Annotated in this window: 16 protein-coding genes and 1 tRNA gene; 7 read left to right on the top strand and 10 right to left on the bottom strand. The window is 68.5% G+C overall.

Going from position 1 to position 16,047, the window contains the following annotated elements; all coding sequences use genetic code 11:
• Positions 1–14: 14 nt before the first annotated feature.
• Complete coding sequence (locus tag VFQ64_RS07760; protein ID WP_325102724.1) at positions 15–1,994, bottom strand: hybrid sensor histidine kinase/response regulator; 1,980 nt, start codon at positions 1,992–1,994, stop codon at positions 15–17.
• A 245-nt stretch (positions 1,995–2,239) separates the two neighbouring features.
• On the opposite strand from VFQ64_RS07760, the gene VFQ64_RS07755 reads away from it, so the two are divergent.
• The 6 genes from VFQ64_RS07755 to VFQ64_RS07730 all read left to right on the top strand — a co-directional run bounded on the left by VFQ64_RS07755 (position 2,240) and on the right by VFQ64_RS07730 (position 7,146).
• Positions 2,240–2,722: a hypothetical protein gene (locus VFQ64_RS07755; protein WP_325102723.1), complete on the top strand. Its 483-nt coding sequence runs from the start codon at positions 2,240–2,242 to the stop codon at positions 2,720–2,722.
• A gap of 259 nt (positions 2,723–2,981) precedes the next feature.
• A complete protein-coding gene (rpsA, locus tag VFQ64_RS07750; protein ID WP_325102722.1) occupies positions 2,982–4,688 on the top strand; it encodes a 30S ribosomal protein S1 in 1,707 nt (568 codons plus the stop codon).
• A gap of 109 nt (positions 4,689–4,797) precedes the next feature.
• On the top strand, positions 4,798–5,076 hold the full coding sequence (ihfB, locus tag VFQ64_RS07745; protein WP_325102721.1) for an integration host factor subunit beta: 279 nt from the start codon (positions 4,798–4,800) through the stop codon (positions 5,074–5,076).
• Positions 5,077–5,231: 155 nt separating this feature from the next.
• Positions 5,232–5,315, top strand: a tRNA-Leu gene (locus VFQ64_RS07740).
• Between the two features lie 14 nt (positions 5,316–5,329).
• Positions 5,330–6,724: an ABC transporter substrate-binding protein gene (locus VFQ64_RS07735; protein ID WP_325102720.1), complete on the top strand. Its 1,395-nt coding sequence runs from the start codon at positions 5,330–5,332 to the stop codon at positions 6,722–6,724.
• Positions 6,725–6,729: 5 nt separating this feature from the next.
• A complete protein-coding gene (locus VFQ64_RS07730) occupies positions 6,730–7,146 on the top strand; it encodes a DUF4112 domain-containing protein (RefSeq protein ID WP_325102719.1) in 417 nt (138 codons plus the stop codon).
• Here VFQ64_RS07730 and VFQ64_RS07725 read toward each other — a convergent pair.
• The 3 genes from VFQ64_RS07725 to nadC are packed head-to-tail and all read right to left on the bottom strand — an operon-like array spanning position 7,143 to position 9,153.
• On the bottom strand, positions 7,143–7,838 hold the full coding sequence (locus VFQ64_RS07725) for a ribonuclease T2 family protein (RefSeq protein ID WP_325102718.1): 696 nt from the start codon (positions 7,836–7,838) through the stop codon (positions 7,143–7,145). The two genes, VFQ64_RS07730 and VFQ64_RS07725, sit on opposite strands and share 4 nt — an antisense overlap.
• Positions 7,835–8,263 carry a hypothetical protein gene (locus tag VFQ64_RS07720; RefSeq protein ID WP_325102717.1) on the bottom strand — a complete coding sequence of 143 codons (429 nt, stop codon included), beginning with the start codon at positions 8,261–8,263 and terminating at the stop codon, positions 7,835–7,837. Before VFQ64_RS07720 ends, VFQ64_RS07725 begins: the two co-directional genes overlap by 4 nt.
• A 32-nt stretch (positions 8,264–8,295) precedes the next feature.
• Positions 8,296–9,153, bottom strand: a complete 858-nt coding sequence (gene nadC, locus VFQ64_RS07715; protein ID WP_325102716.1) for a carboxylating nicotinate-nucleotide diphosphorylase — start codon at positions 9,151–9,153, stop codon at positions 8,296–8,298.
• A gap of 148 nt (positions 9,154–9,301) precedes the next feature.
• Here nadC and VFQ64_RS07710 point away from each other — a divergent pair, with 148 nt between their 5' ends.
• A complete protein-coding gene (locus VFQ64_RS07710; RefSeq protein WP_325102715.1) occupies positions 9,302–9,811 on the top strand; it encodes a DUF1697 domain-containing protein in 510 nt (169 codons plus the stop codon).
• Here the strand turns inward: VFQ64_RS07710 and nadA are convergent.
• The 6 genes from nadA to VFQ64_RS07680 all read right to left on the bottom strand — a co-directional run bounded on the left by nadA (position 9,808) and on the right by VFQ64_RS07680 (position 16,014).
• Positions 9,808–10,809 (bottom strand): quinolinate synthase NadA, encoded by a 1,002-nt coding sequence (gene nadA, locus VFQ64_RS07705; protein WP_325102714.1) that lies wholly within the window; start codon positions 10,807–10,809, stop codon positions 9,808–9,810. The two genes, VFQ64_RS07710 and nadA, sit on opposite strands and share 4 nt — an antisense overlap.
• Before the next feature lie 40 nt (positions 10,810–10,849).
• The gene (locus VFQ64_RS07700; protein ID WP_325102713.1) at positions 10,850–11,536 is read right to left on the bottom strand and encodes a hypothetical protein; all 687 of its coding nucleotides are present in this window, start codon (positions 11,534–11,536) and stop codon (positions 10,850–10,852) included.
• The gene (locus tag VFQ64_RS07695) at positions 11,521–12,378 is read right to left on the bottom strand and encodes an MBL fold metallo-hydrolase (RefSeq protein ID WP_325102712.1); all 858 of its coding nucleotides are present in this window, start codon (positions 12,376–12,378) and stop codon (positions 11,521–11,523) included. Before VFQ64_RS07695 ends, VFQ64_RS07700 begins: the two co-directional genes overlap by 16 nt.
• A 193-nt stretch (positions 12,379–12,571) precedes the next feature.
• Positions 12,572–14,161, bottom strand: coding sequence for a M56 family metallopeptidase (locus VFQ64_RS07690; RefSeq protein WP_325102711.1), 1,590 nt, complete (start codon positions 14,159–14,161; stop codon positions 12,572–12,574).
• On the bottom strand, positions 14,158–14,526 hold the full coding sequence (locus tag VFQ64_RS07685) for a BlaI/MecI/CopY family transcriptional regulator (RefSeq protein ID WP_325102710.1): 369 nt from the start codon (positions 14,524–14,526) through the stop codon (positions 14,158–14,160). Before VFQ64_RS07685 ends, VFQ64_RS07690 begins: the two co-directional genes overlap by 4 nt.
• A 222-nt stretch (positions 14,527–14,748) precedes the next feature.
• Complete coding sequence (locus VFQ64_RS07680; protein WP_325102709.1) at positions 14,749–16,014, bottom strand: glycosyltransferase; 1,266 nt, start codon at positions 16,012–16,014, stop codon at positions 14,749–14,751.
• Positions 16,015–16,047 lie beyond the last annotated feature (33 nt).

The following is a 16,047-nucleotide window of genomic DNA, read 5'->3' as shown; positions in this document are numbered from 1 at the left end:
GACAGGTCCGAAGATCACTCCTCGATCAGCTCGCGGATGCGGGTGGCCAGCGCGTCCATGGCGAACGGCTTGGTGAGCACATGCATTCCCGGGTCCAGGTGACCGTGGCTGAGCACCGCGTTTTCCGCATAGCCGGTGATGAAGAGCACTTTCAGGCCAGGCCGCGCCGCGCGCCCCGCGTCGGCGACCTGCCGCCCGTTCAGGCCACCTGGGAGCCCGACGTCCGTCACCAGCAGGTCCACGCGCGCTCCGGAGTTGAGTATCTTCAGCCCGGCCGCTCCGTCATCGGCTTCCAGTGCGTTGTAGCCCAGATCGGAGAGCACTTCGGTGACCAGCATCCGCACAGTCGGCTCGTCATCGATGACGAGGACCGTCTCGCCGTCCCCGCGCGGTGCGTCCGCCAGGTCGGCGCCTGGGTCCTCAGCCACGGTCTCGCCCCAGTGCCGAGGCAGGTACACACAAACCAGCGTTCCCTGGCCCGGTTCCGAGTAAATCCTGACCGCGCCGCCGGACTGCTGGGCGAAGCCATATATCATCGACAGACCGAGCCCGGTGCCGACGCCGATCGGCTTGGTCGTAAAGAACGGGTCGAACGCCTTGCCGATTACCTCGGGCGTCATGCCCGTTCCCGTGTCGGAGACGCATAGCGATATGTACTGACCCGGCTCCAGGCCCCGCTCCTTCGCCGCCCGCTGATCCATCCAGCTGTTCCCGGTCTCGATGGTGATCTTGCCCCCATCCGGCATGGCGTCACGCGCATTGATGCAGAGGTTGAGGATCGCGTTTTCGAGTTGGCTCGGATCGATCAGGCTTGGCCAGAGCCCGGCGGAATTCACCGTCTCGAGCTGGATGTTCGGACCGATGGTGCGCCCGATCAGGTCTTCCATACCGGAAACGAGCTTCTTCACGTCAGTCGGCTTGGGCGCGAGCGTCTGGCGGCGTGAAAAGGCGAGGAGTCTGTGCGTCAGGGCCGCGGCGCGGCTAGCGGCGCCTTGCGCCGCCGTGGCGTATTTCTCGACTTCTGCGGTCCGTCCTTGCGCCAGCCGCATGGTGATCAGCTCGAGCGAGCCTGAGATGCCGGCGAGCAGATTGTTGAAGTCATGCGCCAGTCCGCCGGTAAGTTGCCCCACGGCCTCCATCTTCTGACTTTGCCGGAGCATCTCCTCGCGCCGCAACTCCTCCGAGATGTCACGGCCCACGGTGTAGAAGGTGTTCGAAGCCCGAATGGAGTCCGGCACGGCCGACCAGGCGAACTCGACCGCATCGCCGTCGGCTTTGAGCAGCCGCACCTGGAACTGGTGAACCGGCTCGCCCCCACTCAGCTTCGCGACGACCTCGGCTGTGGCCGGCAGATCGTCCGGATGAATGATGTCGGCGAACGGCCGCGCGAGCAGCTCCTCGTCGGTTCGGCCGAGAGTGCGCGACCAGGCGGGGTTAACGGACTTCAGAAACCCGTCGAAGCTCGCGACGGCGAACAGGTCGCGAGACAACCTGAACAAACCTTCCCGCTCGGCCGCAGAGCGCCGATCGGCGAAGACCTGGTCGGTGATCTCCGTGCAGGCGCAGAAGAAGCCCTGGACATCGCCTTCCTCTCCCCGGATCGGCGTATAGGAAAACGCGAAATGCGTCTCCTCGCGAAAGCCGCGCCGCTCCATGACGAGCGGAATGTCGTCCATGTGGACGGGAGATCCCGCATAGGCTTGCTCGACGATGGGGGCCAGGTCAGCCCTGATTTCAGACCATACGTCGAGGAATGGTCGGCCCAGCGCGGCTGGATGTTTGCTCGCCAGCACTGCCGCATAGCTATCATTGTAGAGCAGGCTCTGGTCGGGGCCCCAGACCACGAACATCGGCTGCTTGGCATCGAGCAGGACACCGACCAGCGCCTTGAGCGAGGATGTCCAGTGCGCCGGCGGACCGAGAGCGCTGTCGGCCCACGGGAACGCGCGGATGGCGGCGCCCATCTCGCCACCGCCAGTCATGAAGCTTAGCATCGTCGCAGCTCGTATCACCGACTGCATGCCATCGTCCAACGGCCCGATAGGATGATGACGATCGCAAGCTCCGTCTAAGCATCACGGAGGTGCCCTATCCGATCATTCCCGCCCCATCGGTGACCTCGAACCCATCAAACGTCCGCTTTCCACAACAAACAGACCTTCAGCATTCGCGTATCGCAATTCCGCCGACGTCGCGAAACCGCTGTCCTACAACCCCGGCGCTTTGCCATGCCGCATCCATGACCCAGCCCGACTCGGCCGAAGCGCCCGACGACCTCCTCCTCTTCACCCCCGTCGTCAGCGCCTATCGCGGCGCGAACGGCTGGACGGCGGAGGTACAGCGCGCCTTCATCGCGGTACTCGCGCGGAGCGGCGTCGTGGCCGTGGCAGCACGATCGGTCGGACGGTCCGCGCGCTCTGCCTATCAGCTGCGGGCGCGTGCCGGCGTGGACAGCCCTTTCGCGCGCGCCTGGGAGGCGGCGCAGGCCCGGGTCGGTGCAGAGGCACTCGACGTCGGCATGGCCGCCGGCCTGGAGCCCCGTCGCGTTGAAGTCTTCTATCGCGGGCGGCATGTCGGCTGGCGAACCCATTACGAGAACCGACTTGCGCTGGCCGCGCTGCGGGCACTCGATAGGCAGGATGTCCGCTGGGCGGCTCAAGGGCTCGACGCAAGAATGTTGCTCGACGCCGCAACGGAACTGCCGAATCGGCGCGAAAGGTGAGAAGCGTCGCCGCGCGCGGGCGTCGACCTTGCTCTCGCGCCCACTCTGCGCTAAGTCGGGGCATCCGGCGGGCTGCTGCTCGCGGAGGTCGGCGCGGAGGCTTGTCCTCACGCGCCCTTTTCGCATTTCGCGTCTAGCTCCTCCGCTGCCTTTGTCTACTCGGATGCCGCGGTTCGCATGGTGCGACCGGGGCGGCACGGCTTGAAGACCGCCGGACACAACCGGCCGGCCGGACATGACTGAGGACGACCTGACCCCTATGGCTACCCAAGCCCTTCCCACTCGCGACGATTTCGCGGCGATGCTCGACGAGATGTTCGGCGGCGCCGACAGCTTCGAGGGTCGCGTGGTGCACGGCACCGTCACCGCCATCGAGAACGACCTGGCGGTGATCGACGTCGGTCTGAAGTCCGAGGGCCGCGTGCCGCTGCGCGAGTTCGCCGCACCCGGTCAGAAGGCGGAGCTGAAGGTCGGCGACGAGGTCGAGGTCTATGTCGACCGCGTCGAGAACATGCACGGCGAGGCGATGCTCAGCCGCGACCGCGCGCGCCGCGAAGCCGCCTGGGACAAGCTCGAGACCGAATTCGCCAAGACTGCGCGCGTCGAGGGCGTGATCTTCGGGCGGGTCAAGGGCGGCTTCACCGTCGACCTGTCGGGCGCCGTCGCCTTCCTGCCGGGCAGCCAGGTCGACATCCGCCCGGTGCGTGACGTCACGCCGCTGATGGACATTCCCCAGCCCTTCCAGATCCTGAAGATGGATCGCAAGCGCGGCAACATCGTCGTCTCGCGTCGCGCCGTGCTGGAAGAGACCCGCGCCGAGCAGCGTACCGGCCTGATCCAGTCGCTCCATGAGGGCCAGATCATCGACGGCGTCGTCAAGAACATCACCGATTACGGTGCATTCGTCGACCTGGGCGGCATCGACGGCCTGCTGCACGTCACCGACTTGAGCTACAAGCGCGTTCAGCATCCGTCGGAGGCGCTTAACATCGGCGACACCGTCAAGGTGCAGATCATCCGCATCAACAAGGACACGCAGCGCATCAGCCTCGGCATGAAGCAGCTCGAGTCCGATCCGTGGGATGGCGCCGCGGCCAAGTATCCGGTCGGCGCCAAGCTGTCCGGCCGCGTGACGAACATCACCGAATATGGCGCATTCGTCGAGCTCGAGGCTGGCATCGAGGGCTTGGTCCACGTCTCCGAGATGAGCTGGACCAAGAAGAACGTCCATCCGGGCAAGATCGTCAGCACCTCGCAGGAGGTCGACGTGATGGTGCTCGAGGTCGACGTCGAGAAGCGCCGCATCTCGCTTGGCCTCAAGCAGGCGCAGAACAATCCATGGGACGCCTTCGCCGCCGCCCATCCGGTCGGCACGACGGTCGAGGGCGAGGTCAAGAACGCGACCGAGTTCGGCCTGTTCATCGGTCTCGACAACGATGTCGACGGCATGGTCCACATGTCGGACATCGCCTGGGGCGTGTCGGGCGAGGATGCGCTGGCGCTGCACCGCAAGGGCGAGACCGTCCAGGCGATCGTGCTCGACGTCGATGCCGAGAAGGAGCGCATCAGCCTGGGCATGAAGCAGCTCGAGCGCGGCGGCCCGTCGGCGGCGAGCGTTGCCACGGGTGGCGAGCTCCGCAAGAACCAGGTCGTCACCGTCACCGTGCTCGAGGTCCGCGACGCGGGTCTCGAGGTGCAGGTCGGCGACGATGGCGTGACCGGCTTCATCAAGCGCATCGATCTCGGCCGTGACCGCGACGAGCAGCGCCCGGAGCGCTTCCAGGTCGCACAGAAGTTCGACGCCATGGTCACCGGCTTCGACCGCTCCAAGAAGCCGACCTTCTCCGTCAAGGCGATGCAGATCGCCGAGGAGAAGCAGGCCGTTGCGCAGTACGGCTCGTCCGACTCGGGCGCGTCGCTGGGCGATATCCTGGGCGCGGCGCTCAAGGCGCGCACCGGCGAGTAACCGCATCGGGGCGTCCTGTGCAGGGACGCCCCGATCGCATCCGAGTCGCATCCATGCTATGGCCGACAGGTAACTTTTGTTAGCGGGTTGATATTACGAGGGGGGCGCGATGATCCGATCCGAGCTGGTGCAGAAGGTAGCGGAAGCGCATCCCGACCTGAGCCCGCGTGAGGTGGAGGCGATCGTCACCACCTTGTTCGACGAGATCGTGGCGCGGCTGGCGCAGGGAGGGCGGGTAGAGCTGCGCGGCTTCGGTGCGTTCTCCACCCGCGCTCGCGACGCTCGAACCGGGCGCAATCCCCGCACCGGCGACACGGTGGAAGTTGACGCCAAGCGAGTACCGTATTTCAAACCCGGCAAAGAAATGCGCGCTCGGCTGAATGTCTGACCGCCATCGCTTGAGGTAAGCCGAGTGCTCAGCGCAGGCGCGGGCAGCCCGATCCCAAACCAAGTTCGACGCCATGCCAAATGCCTCGCTCGAGGCAGCCACCCACCATGTCCGCTTGCAATGTCCGATCGAGTGCGCTTGTCCCGCATGCGTGCGCGGACGTGGCGAAATCGGTAGACGCAGGCGACTTAAAATCGCCTTCCCCTGGAGTGCGGGTTCGAGTCCCGCCGTCCGCACCACCCTTGCCGCGCTGATGCTCGCCGGCTGCGGCTGGCGTGCCGATACCGACCCGGTGTCGGTCAGCGCGATCGGATCACCGCCGACGCTGGCGCCACCCCGCCGTACCGCTGCCGGAACACCGTCGCGGCTGTTGACCGATGCGGTGGCGCAGGGGCTGGTCCGCTTCGATGCGGCAGGCCAGATCGAGCCGGGGCTGGCGGAACGATGGATCGTCATCGATGACGGCGCCAGTTACATCTTCCGCCTGCGAGAGGCTGGCTGGGCCGATGGCCAGCCCGTCTCCGCCGAGCAGGTCGTGGCGCAGCTGCGGCGGCAGATCGCACCCGGCTCGCGCAATCCCCTGCTCCCCTTCCTGAGCGCGATCGACGAGATCGTCATCATGACGCCGCAAGTCATCGAAGTGCGGCTGAGCCGGCCCCGCCCCGACCTGTTGAAGCTGTTCGCGCAGCCGGAGCTCGCCATCCTGCGCGCCGGCCGCTTCGGCAGCGGACCGATGCGGATGAGCGGACCAGCCGACGCGCCGACGCTGCGGCCGTTGGGCGATCCCGCCCGGCCGGATCAGCCGGGCGCCAATGCCGCTGACGCCGTGCGACTGCGCGGTGATCGCGCGGCGGTTGCCCTGGCGCGCTTCGCGGTAGGCGAGGTCGATCTCGTCGCCGGAGGTACTTTTGCCGACTGGCCGCTGGTGGTCGCGCTGCAGCCGCGCGCGGCAATGATACAGGTCGATCCTGCGGCAGGGTTGTTCGGCCTCCTCTTCGTCCGTCGCGAAGGGTTCCTCGCAGACGCCGCCAACCGGCTGGCGATCGCGCAGGCGATCGACGAGGTTGCGGCGGTCTTCGCGGTCTCACCCGACTGGACGGCCGACCCGCGCCTGCTCCCGGACCGGCTCGACTCGGCGGCGGCCACCCTGCCCGCGCCTTGGGCGGGGCGGACGATGGTGGAACGGCAGGCTTTCGCCCGCGCCCGCGTCGCCGCCTTCCGCAAGCCCGTAACGCTGCGCATCGGCCTTCCCGAGGGCGCCGGGGCGACCCGGCTATGGGGCCAGATCGCCCGATCGCTGCTGCTCGTCGGCGTCACGCCCGAGCGGGTCGCCGCCACCGCTCCGGCCGACCTGCGCCTGCTCGACGCGGTCGCGCCCTATGACAGCGCGCGCTGGTATCTCGCCACCGCCTGCCAGCCCTGCGGCGAACCGGCGCAGGCGGCGCTGGAAGCCGCACGCGAGGCACCGACGCTGGCGGAGCGGGCGCAACGCATCGCGGAGGCCGATGCCGCGCTGGCTGCGGACATCTCGTACATTCCGCTGGCTCGGCCGCTGCGCTGGTCGCTGGTCTCTCCGCGGCTACGCGCATGGCGGCCGAACGCGCGCGCCTGGCATCCATTGAACCGCCTGCGTATCGATCCCAACTGAACACCATGAACCAGCCCACCCGCCTTCAAGCTTTCGACCAGTTGCCGATGGGCCGCGACCCGGCGTCGGTGCGCCGCCGTATCGAGGCGGTGGAGCGGGTGATGGAGGGGCTGTTCACAATCCCCGGCACCAACCGCAAGGTCGGGTTGGACGTGATCCTCGACCTGCTGCCGATCGCCGGCAGCACGGCGGGCGCGGCGATCGGCAGTTGGCTGGCCTGGGAGGCGCGCAACCTGGGCATGTCGAAGGCGCAGATCGCGCGGCTGTTCGGCAATGTCGGCGTCGACTGGCTGCTCGGCCTGATCCCCTTCGTCGGCGCGATCCCGGACTTCTTCTTCCGCTCCAACACCCGCAACCTGCGGATCATCAAGCGGCATCTGGACAAGCACCATCCCGCCACCGTGCTGATCGACCAGCGTTAGCGGCGTCCGCGCCAGATCCGGATATCGCTGCCCGGCGTAACGCCCGTGCCGGGACGGCAGCGGACGTAGCGGAACCGCCGATCGAGGCAGAGCCAGATCTCGTCCAGCCACCCGTCGCGCGTCGTGGTTACCGCAATCGCCTCGGCAGCCAGGCCTGGGTTCAGCCGCACCATCTCGGCCGCCAGCCTGCCCGCCTTGAGCCGCCGGCGCGACAGGGCGTCCATATCCGGATAGCGGAGCTTGCCGTACAGGCCGGTCGCGCGGGCGAAGTAGCTAACCGGGCCATAGCCGCGCATGCAGGTGCCATGCTTCGCCCATTCGTGCTGTAGCAGCTGCGCAGACGGCGTCGCGCAGATATTGGCGCGCACCACCGAGTCAGGCAGCAGCGCCGCGGGCGCGCAATATTCCGGCCACTCGCGGCCCGGGCCGTCCGGCCACAACCCATGCAGCGTGAAGCCAAAGCGGTTGCCCTCACCGCATTGAAACCCTCCCTCGCGGCTCCGGCAATATTGCGGGCTCCAGGTCAGCGCGAGCTTGTAGCCGGCAACCGGCAGCACCCGGCGCGGCTGATCGGGCGACGCACGGTCCGGGCGCGGCCGGTCGATGCCGGATGGCACCGCGCACCGCAGAGCCTGCGCACCCGCCGAGACGGGCGCGAGCAGCGCCGCCGTCGCGAGCACGGCCGCCTTCACGCCGAAGGGCTATCCGCCGGACGCTCGCCGAACCACGCCTTTGCGTCGGGCTTGAACAGCATCCACACCGCCAGGGCATTGAGCACCAGCGCCACCACCGACAACACGGCCGCGATGGTGCTGGGGAAGCTCCCCATGCCGAGGCTGATCAACAGGCTCAGAACCCCAAAGCCGAAAAATACGGTGATGAACCATTTGGCGACGACGCTGCCGCGCCGCGCGGTGAAGTACCAGAGCGCCAGCGGAATGAGAAAGCCGATTGCAGTGACCGTGGGCAGATACCAGCTGCCGATCGCCGCCTGCGCCTGGATGATCGCGGGCACCCGCAGATAGGTGGACCAGCTCAAGGCGGTGTTGATCAGCCCGATGGCGAGCGCGCCGAGATAATAGCGTTCGAAATTGATCATCGACGGCGGACGTTGCATGGTGATCCTCCCTTGTTACCCCTGTTCTTGCCTCAGGCGAGCACGAAATCCAGTCCGATATCGGCCGCCGGAGCCGACTGGGTCAGCCGCCCGACGCTGACGTATGTCACGCCGGTTTCGCCGATGGCGCGGATCGTTTCCAGCCGCACGCCACCAGATGCCTCGGTCGGCACCCGGCCGCCGACCAGCGTCACCGCGCCGCGCAAGGTGGGCGGGTCCATATTGTCGAGCAACAGCCGCGTCGCGCCGGCGGCCAGCGCCGGTTCGATCTGGTCGACGCGGTCGACCTCGACGATAACCTCCGCGATGCCGGCGTCGCGCGCGCGGCGGACGGCTTCGGCGACCCCGCCTGCCACGGCGACGTGGTTGTCCTTGATCATCGCCGCGTCCCACAGCCCCATGCGATGGTTCTGCGCGCCGCCCGTTCGCGTCGCGTATTTCTCCAGCACCCGAAGCCCGGGCAGCGTCTTGCGCGTATCGAGCAGGATCGCGCCCGTCCCGAGCAGCTTGTCGGCATAGCTGCGCGTCATCGTCGCGATGCCCGACAGGTGCTGCACGGTGTTGAGCGCAGAACGTTCGGCGGTGAGCAGCGCGCGGGCGCTCCCCTCCAGCCGCATCAGGTCGGCGCCCGCCGACACGCGCGCGCCCTCCTCCACCAGCCGCTCGATCCGCACAGCAGGGTCGAGCGCCCGGAAGAACGCTTCCGCGATCAGTAGACCGGCGACGATGATCGCCTCGCGGCTGTCCATCGTGGCGCCGAACCGCGCATCAGCGGGGATCACCGCGGCTGACGTAATGTCGCCTGCCTGCCCCAGGTCTTCCGCCAGTGTGGCGGTGACGAAGGCGTCGAGGTCGAAGCCCGCGAGCGAAGTTGTCGAAGTTGTCGGCATCGCGCTTTATTCGCCGGAGCCGTAATAGAGCGGAAGCGAGCGGCCGCCGTGCCCAGCCGACCGGCGGCAGCGGGAGGTGAAGACTAGGTTCATCACCCCAGCCTAGACAGGTGATCGGCTGTAGGACAGCGATTCCGGGCGAGGGACGATGACGAGCTATGTGGCGCTGCTGCGCGCGATCAACCTCGGCGCGGCGAGCACGATCCGCAAGGAGCAGCTGATCGATGCCGCGACGACGCTCGGCTACGCGCGACCACGCACCTTCATCGCCAGCGGCAACCTGCTGTTCGACACCGATGCCCACGAAGCCGCGGTAAAGACGGCGCTGTCGACGCAGCTCGCCGCGCAGTTGGGCAGGCCAGTAGCCGTCATCGTCCGCACGGCGGCGGAGATGGCACGGATCAGGGACGACAATCCCTTCCCGGCGGCGTCGGGTAACCGCGTCCTGGTGACGATGCTGGACGCCGCGCCGCCTGCCGACGCGTTGGAATATGCGCGACACCTGGACGGCGAGGAGATGGCGCTGGGCACGCGCGAAATCTACGTCCGCTACACCGACGACGGCATGGGCCGGTCGAAGCTCACCATCCCCGCCGCCGCGCCCGGGACGGCGCGCAACATGAACACCGTGGCCAAGTTGGCCGCGCTGCTTGCCTAGTCCCCCGTCACCGGCCCGGGGCCGAGGTCGCCCTGCCCCACCGTCGCGCTCGCCATCGACAGCATGGCGTCGAGGCTCTTCTTGGCGCGGAGCCGCAGACCCTCCTCAATCTCGATCCGCGGCTCCAGGTCGCGCAAGGAGACGTAGAGCTTCTCCATCGTGTTGAGCGCCATGTACGGGCAGATGTTGCAGTTGCAGTTCCCGTCCGCACCGGGCGCGCCGATAAAGTGCTTGTCGGGCAGCTTCTTCTCCATCTGGTGGATGATGTGCGGCTCGGTCGCCACGATCAGCGTGTCCCCGGGAAAGCTCTGCGCGAATTCGAGGATGCCGCGCGTCGATCCGACATAATCGGCATGGTCGAGGATGATCGCCGGGCATTCGGGGTGCGCCGCGACGGGCGCGCCGGGATGCTGTGCCTTGAGCTTCAACAGCTCGGTCTCGCTGAACGCCTCGTGGACGATGCACACGCCCGGCCAGAGCAGCATATCGCGCCCGGTCTTGCGGGTCAGGTAGCCGCCGAGATTGCGGTCGGGGCCGAATATGATGGGCTGGCTGTGCGGAATCTGGGAGAGGATCTTCTCGGCCGAAGACGAGGTGACGATGATGTCGCTGAGCGCTTTCACCTCGGTCGAGCAGTTGATGTACGTCAGCGCGATATGATCCGGATGCGCCGCGCGGAAGGCGGCGAACTGCTCGGGCGGACAGCTGTCCTCCAGGCTGCAGCCGGCATCCATGTCGGGCAGCACGACGATCTTGTCCGGCGACAGGATTTTCGCGGTCTGCGCCATGAAGCGGACGCCACAGAAGGCGATGACATCGGCGTCGGTTTCGGCCGCCTTGCGGCTGAGGTCGAGGCTGTCGCCGACGAAGTCCGCGATGTCCTGCAACTCGGGCTTTTGGTAATAATGGGCGAGGATCACCGCGTTGCGCTCGCGGCGCAGGCGGTCGATCTCGGCGTGCAGGTCGAGGCCGGCGAGGGTCTGGGGCTGGAAGGTCATGCGGAGTATGTGGCCCGCATGGGGTGCGGGTGCAATGACCTCAGCGGGCCTCGCGCAGCACCTCAGCGAGCGGCCGGCTCTCGTCCCATCGCTCGGCTTCCACCCCGGCCGCCCGTGCCTCGCCCGGCAGCCGGACGACCACTTTCACGTCGCCGATTCCGGCTGCGCTTAGCGGCGCCCTAACCAGGGCCTGGACGGCAGCGCGCGCCGCCGCCTGCGCGCGCGCCATGTTGTCGGGTGCGCGCGCCTTCTCGCCGGCAGCCGCCGCGAGGTTTCCCGCGACGCGCTGGCCCATCGCGAGGCCGGACCCTCGGGAGATGTAGATCCCGTCCTGAAGTGATCGCGCGCGTGCCATGTCGACGCGCGGCGGCGCCGGCGTGACTTCCGGCACCGTCACGATCATCACGCGCTCTTTCGGGTTCCAGCGATAGTCCGCCGTTGACAGGCGGCTGAGATCGACGGTGTAGTCGACGGCGTACGGCGCGCGCGTCACCTGGACGTTGCGGAACAATCCGCCCGGCCCGCTGGCCCCCTGGACACGGGTGATCGCCTCGCCGGAGAGACGGGCGACCTGCAACGCGCTGGTGCGCTCGAACACGGCGCTGAGCGTGCGCGAGGCGGCAAGACCCGCTTCCCACTCCGCCCGATCGGCGCGGCGCTGTTGCCACAGGATCGCGCCCAGCACCGCCAGCAACGCCAGCGCACCCAGGATCAGCCCCTTCGCCACACGCCCTCGTCCCGCTCGCTCACCATGCCGCGCCCGCGCAGATCGAAGAGGTGGGCCAGCACCGAGCGTTCGGCGGCGGGCACCAGACGCGGGTCGAGCCCGACATACATGCGCGCGACCATTGCGCCGATCGGCTGCGGCGAGTCGTCGAGCAGGCGCAGGATCTGCCCCTCGCGCTGGCGGCGATGACCAAGCAGGCCGCGCACCAGGCGGCGGGGGTTGTCGATCCGATCGCCATGGCCGGGATAATAGACCCGGTCGTCGCGGGCGAGCAGCTTGTCGAGGCTGGCCATATAGGCGGCCATGTCGCCGTCGGGCGGCGATACGACGGTCGTCGACCAGCCCATGACGTGGTCGCCGGGGAACAGCGCGCCACTCTCCGGCAAGGCAAAGGCGAGGTGATTGGAGGTATGGCCGGGGGTCGCGATTGCCGCCAGGGTCCAGCCCTCACCCGTCAGCCGCTGGCCTTCCGCCAGGACGCGGTCTGGCTGGTAGTCGACGTCGAAGCCGGCGTCGGCGCGTGGGCCGTCGTCGCGCACGAACACCGGCGCGGCACCGACGATCGGGGCGCCGGTGGCGGCGGCGAGTGGCCGCGTCGCTGGGCTATGGTCGCGATGATGATGGGTGACGACGATGGCGGTGACCGGCCGGCCGGCGATGACCGCGAGCAGCGCGTCCAGATGCCCCGCCTCGTCCGGACCCGGGTCGATGACGGCGAGGTCGTTAGTGCCGACGATATGCGTCTGGGTGCCGGTGAAGGTGAAGGGCGACGGGTTTGGCGCCAGGATGCGCGTGACGATCGGCTCGAGCTGGACGGGAACGCCGGTGGGGTGCTCGGGCATGATCGGCAGATGGCGGTCGCGGGCCGGCTTGGCAACCGGCGACAAAGGGCCCGTCAGGCCGGACGCGTCCGGCCGTTGTCCAACGACGGTCGCGCTGCTCGGGACAGCGCGCACGCCGGCGGACTTCCCTCCGGCGATCGCACGGAGGTGACGGGTCGAGGTTATACCGAGCGGATCGACTCCGCTCGGGATCTCAGTGGGCGCGGACCTCCGCCTCGGCCTGCGCGATGCCCTCCAGCGCCTGCTCGCGCTGCTCGTCGGACAGGTTGCGGTCGCGTTCGATCGCGGCGCGCGCCATCGCCAGGCCGGTGCGCGCGCTCATCATCGCGTGCTGCTCGACCCGCACGTCCTGCAGCGCGAGCCGCTCCGCACTGCGCGCCATCGCGTCAATGCGATTGGTACAGATGACGATGCGCTGCCTGCCGTCCTTGTTGTGGTTTTCGACCACCGGTTTGCTGGCGTTGCCCGGGCAACGGGTGCTGGTCACCTCGGGGATATTACGGGGAACCCAGACCTGATACTTGCCGTCCTTGCCCTTCTCCGAGCGGAACACGCTGGGCGCGTGGGGCGGAAGCGGCGGGGTCGGGCCGCGCAGCACATGCGGCGGCAGCGGCGGCAGCGGCAGGTCGTGCTCGGCCAGGTACTTGTCGGCGTCGGCACCCTCGAAGGTCTCGGTCTTGCCGTCCTTCTTCACCACCACGACATGCTTGCGCCGCGCATTCGACACCTTCGGCATCGGCGGCACGGGCGGGAGCTGCACGGCGGCGGCAACCACCGGTGTCGTGGCTGGCGGTGCGATCGGCGCCAGCGCCGGCAGCGGCAGGTCCAGTCGCTCGCGGATCTGCTCGGCGGCGCTGCTCGATGCGGTCAGCCCCAGCCCGCCCGCGACCAGCAGGGTCACGGCGGCGGAGCCGGCGGCGAGGCGGCGGCGCGAGGCGCGCGACACAGTGAGCATCCTCAATCTCCCCTTCAGATCGGAAATGGTATGGAGGTGGCACGCGGCCGACACCGCGCCGCCATGCGCGGCCTTGACGATCGCGCGGCCATAGGCGTGGCGATCGGCCGGCGCGCAGCCCGCGAGGACGCGCGCGTCGTTGGCGAGCTCCTGGTCGGCGCGGAACGCGTGGAAGGCGCGCCAGGCGAGCGGATTGAACCAGTGCAGCGCCAGCACCACCAGTCCCGCCCAGTTGGCTAGCAGGTCGCGCCGGGCATGATGGCCCAGTTCATGCGCCAGCGCGAGCGCGCGCTCGTCAGCGTCATAGCGGTCGGTGAAGTCGCGCGGAAACGCGACGTAGCGGCGCCAGATACCGAAGGCGAGCGGGCCGGGTGCGACGGGACTGGCGATGACGCGGATGCCGTCGCGGTCCTCGACCTGCTCGGCGGTGCGGACGATGGCGCCGCAGAAGCGCGCGTGGCGGACGAGGTGCCAGACCAGGAACGCGGCCGCCCCGGCCGCCCAGGCGAATGCGAGGACGGTGCCCAGTGGCAGTGCTGCAACCGGGGCGGCGGAGGTGGCGGGCGCCGCGGTCTCGAACACGAATACCGTGGCGATAGTCTCACCGGCGCGCGAGATCGGGGTGGTGGCGGTCTGCCACCAGCCCGCGGGCAGCGGCGGCATCAGCAGCCGCAGCAGCGGCAGCGCCCAAAGCGCATAGGCCACCTGCGGCCCGAATGCGCGGCGGATCGGCCCGCGCGCGACCAGCACCGCGGCCATCAGCAGCGCCGACGCGATCAGCGCGTCGATCAGCCAGGCGGCGGAGCCGAACCCGACAGAGCCGATCACGATTTCAACTCGCGGAGCAGCGCCTCGATCTCGGCCACGTCCTCCGCGGTCAGCTCGTCGCGCTCGGCAAGGTGGGCGACCAGCGGCGTCAGCTTGCCGCCGAACAGCCGGTCCATGAGCCGCCGCGACTCCCCGCTGACATAATCGTCGCGTTGCACGAGCGGCCGGTAGAGATAGCGCCGGCCGTCCTCCTCGTGCGCGATCGCCGCCTTGGCGAGCAGCCGACCGAGCAGAGTCTTGACCGTGTTGGCGCTCCAGCCGCGCTCCGGATCGACCCGCTCGACGACATCCTGGGCGGTGAGCGGCGCCTGCTCCCACAGCACTTCCATCACGGCGTGCTCGGCATCGCTGATGCGTTCGGTCACGACTCACTCCCCTTGGTGACTACGCGTGTAATCCCACTGATTACGCGCGTAGTCAATACCACGAGAAGCAGTGTCGGCGCGGCTTACAGACGGTGAGGCAAAGCTTGAGCCGTTAACCAACGTACCCCGCGCAAACACGCGATCCAGTCCGATTGGCACACCGTCTGCATCGTTGCCGGTACCGTTGCGCGACGCCGCGCTTCAGCAGGGTGGACCGGTCGCTCAGACGATCTCGCGCCGGTCCACCCGCACCCGGTCCCCACGCCCCGCCGCCCTGGTCAGCGCCGCCGGATAGATCTCGCCGAACAGCCGCCCGAACGTCGCCCGCCAGCTGAAGTCGCGCACGACATGCGCGCGTGCGGCACGGCTCACCGCGCGGTGATCGCCGGCCCATAAAGCCTGGACGTGCGTCGCCATGGTCGCGACATCGTCGACCGGCCCTAGCGCCCCCAACCCATCCGGCACCCGTGCGGGCATCGCTCCGGATGCGACCCCGATCACCGGCAACCCGCATGCCTGCGCCTCGATGATCGAGATGCCGAAGGTCTCGTCCGCCATCGCCGATACATAGAGGTCCGACGACGCCAGCGCGCGGGCGAGCTGGTGACGATCCGATTCGAAGCCGGGGAACACGATCGGCAGCCCCCTCGCCTCCTCCTGCAACGCGCTTCGCAGCTTGCCGTCGCCGATCAGCACCATCGCCGCGTCGAGCTCAGGTGGCAGCTGGCGGAACATCGCAACCAGCCGGTCGGCGCGCTTTTCATTGTCGATCCGCCCGGCATAGGCGAGCAGCGGCCCGTCGCCGCCCAGTCCCAGCGAGGCACGGTACGCCGGATCGCGCCTGGCGGGTGAGAAGGTGTCGGTATCGACCCCCAGCGGCAGTACGCTGGTGCGCGTGATCTTGCGCCTGGCCAGCGCCTGCCGCGCCTCCTCGCCGAGCGTGTAGACCCAGTCGAACTCGCGATAGGTGATCTCCGCATAGCCGAGGCTGAGCGCGTAAAAGCCGCGGCCGAGCACCTGCCCCAGCTTGTCGACGCCGACCCGCAGGACGTGCGCGTTGGGGAAATCGGTCCGGTACCCCGCCACCAGCGCGGTGTGCGGATACCGCCGGCGATGGTGGATCGCGGCCCAGGGCAGCACCCAAGGGCAGAGCGATTCGATGATGTCGGGCTGATACTCCGCCAGCAGCGCGCGGACCTTGGCCACGCGCAGGATGAAGCGATAGTTCGGGCTGCCCCGCACCAGGTCGCTCGCCACCTCGACGAAGATGTGGCGGCCGATGACGGTGACCCGATCCTCGCGTCCCGGCACGATCTGGAGCAGCCGGTGCGGCGTATGGGCGAGCACATGGTCGCGCTTCTCGCGCAGATAGGTGCTGATCCCGCCGCCGCCGGCGGGCGAATAGCTTTGGGTCAGGTCGCAGACGAGCAGCGGTCGTTCCGCGCTCGTGCCGGCGCTTCCCCAATCCTGATCGTTCTTCGGCAGCATCCCTGCGCTATGCCGCCGAGCGGGCGACGGAGC

Source organism: Sphingomonas sp. (genome assembly GCF_035714405.1).
Taxonomy (GTDB): domain Bacteria; phylum Pseudomonadota; class Alphaproteobacteria; order Sphingomonadales; family Sphingomonadaceae; genus Sphingomonas.
Note: the sequence above shows the minus strand (reverse complement) of the source record. Positions and strands in the feature narration are given on the sequence as shown.

Bases quoted from the DNA above. Each gene is read 5' to 3' on its own strand.
- VFQ64_RS07760 (WP_325102724.1), bottom strand. From the start codon at position 1,994: ATGCTAAGCTTCATGACTGGCGGTGGCGAGATGGGCGCCGCCATCCGC.
- VFQ64_RS07755 (WP_325102723.1), top strand. From the start codon at position 2,240: ATGACCCAGCCCGACTCGGCCGAAGCGCCCGACGACCTCCTCCTCTTC.
- rpsA (WP_325102722.1), top strand. From the start codon at position 2,982: ATGGCTACCCAAGCCCTTCCCACTCGCGACGATTTCGCGGCGATGCTC.
- ihfB (WP_325102721.1), top strand. From the start codon at position 4,798: ATGATCCGATCCGAGCTGGTGCAGAAGGTAGCGGAAGCGCATCCCGAC.
- VFQ64_RS07735 (WP_325102720.1), top strand. From the start codon at position 5,330: ATGCTCGCCGGCTGCGGCTGGCGTGCCGATACCGACCCGGTGTCGGTC.
- VFQ64_RS07730 (WP_325102719.1), top strand. From the start codon at position 6,730: ATGAACCAGCCCACCCGCCTTCAAGCTTTCGACCAGTTGCCGATGGGC.
- VFQ64_RS07720 (WP_325102717.1), bottom strand. From the start codon at position 8,263: ATGCAACGTCCGCCGTCGATGATCAATTTCGAACGCTATTATCTCGGC.
- nadC (WP_325102716.1), bottom strand. From the start codon at position 9,153: ATGCCGACAACTTCGACAACTTCGCTCGCGGGCTTCGACCTCGACGCC.
- VFQ64_RS07710 (WP_325102715.1), top strand. From the start codon at position 9,302: ATGACGAGCTATGTGGCGCTGCTGCGCGCGATCAACCTCGGCGCGGCG.
- nadA (WP_325102714.1), bottom strand. From the start codon at position 10,809: ATGACCTTCCAGCCCCAGACCCTCGCCGGCCTCGACCTGCACGCCGAG.
- VFQ64_RS07695 (WP_325102712.1), bottom strand. From the start codon at position 12,378: ATGCCCGAGCACCCCACCGGCGTTCCCGTCCAGCTCGAGCCGATCGTC.
- VFQ64_RS07680 (WP_325102709.1), bottom strand. From the start codon at position 16,014: ATGCTGCCGAAGAACGATCAGGATTGGGGAAGCGCCGGCACGAGCGCG.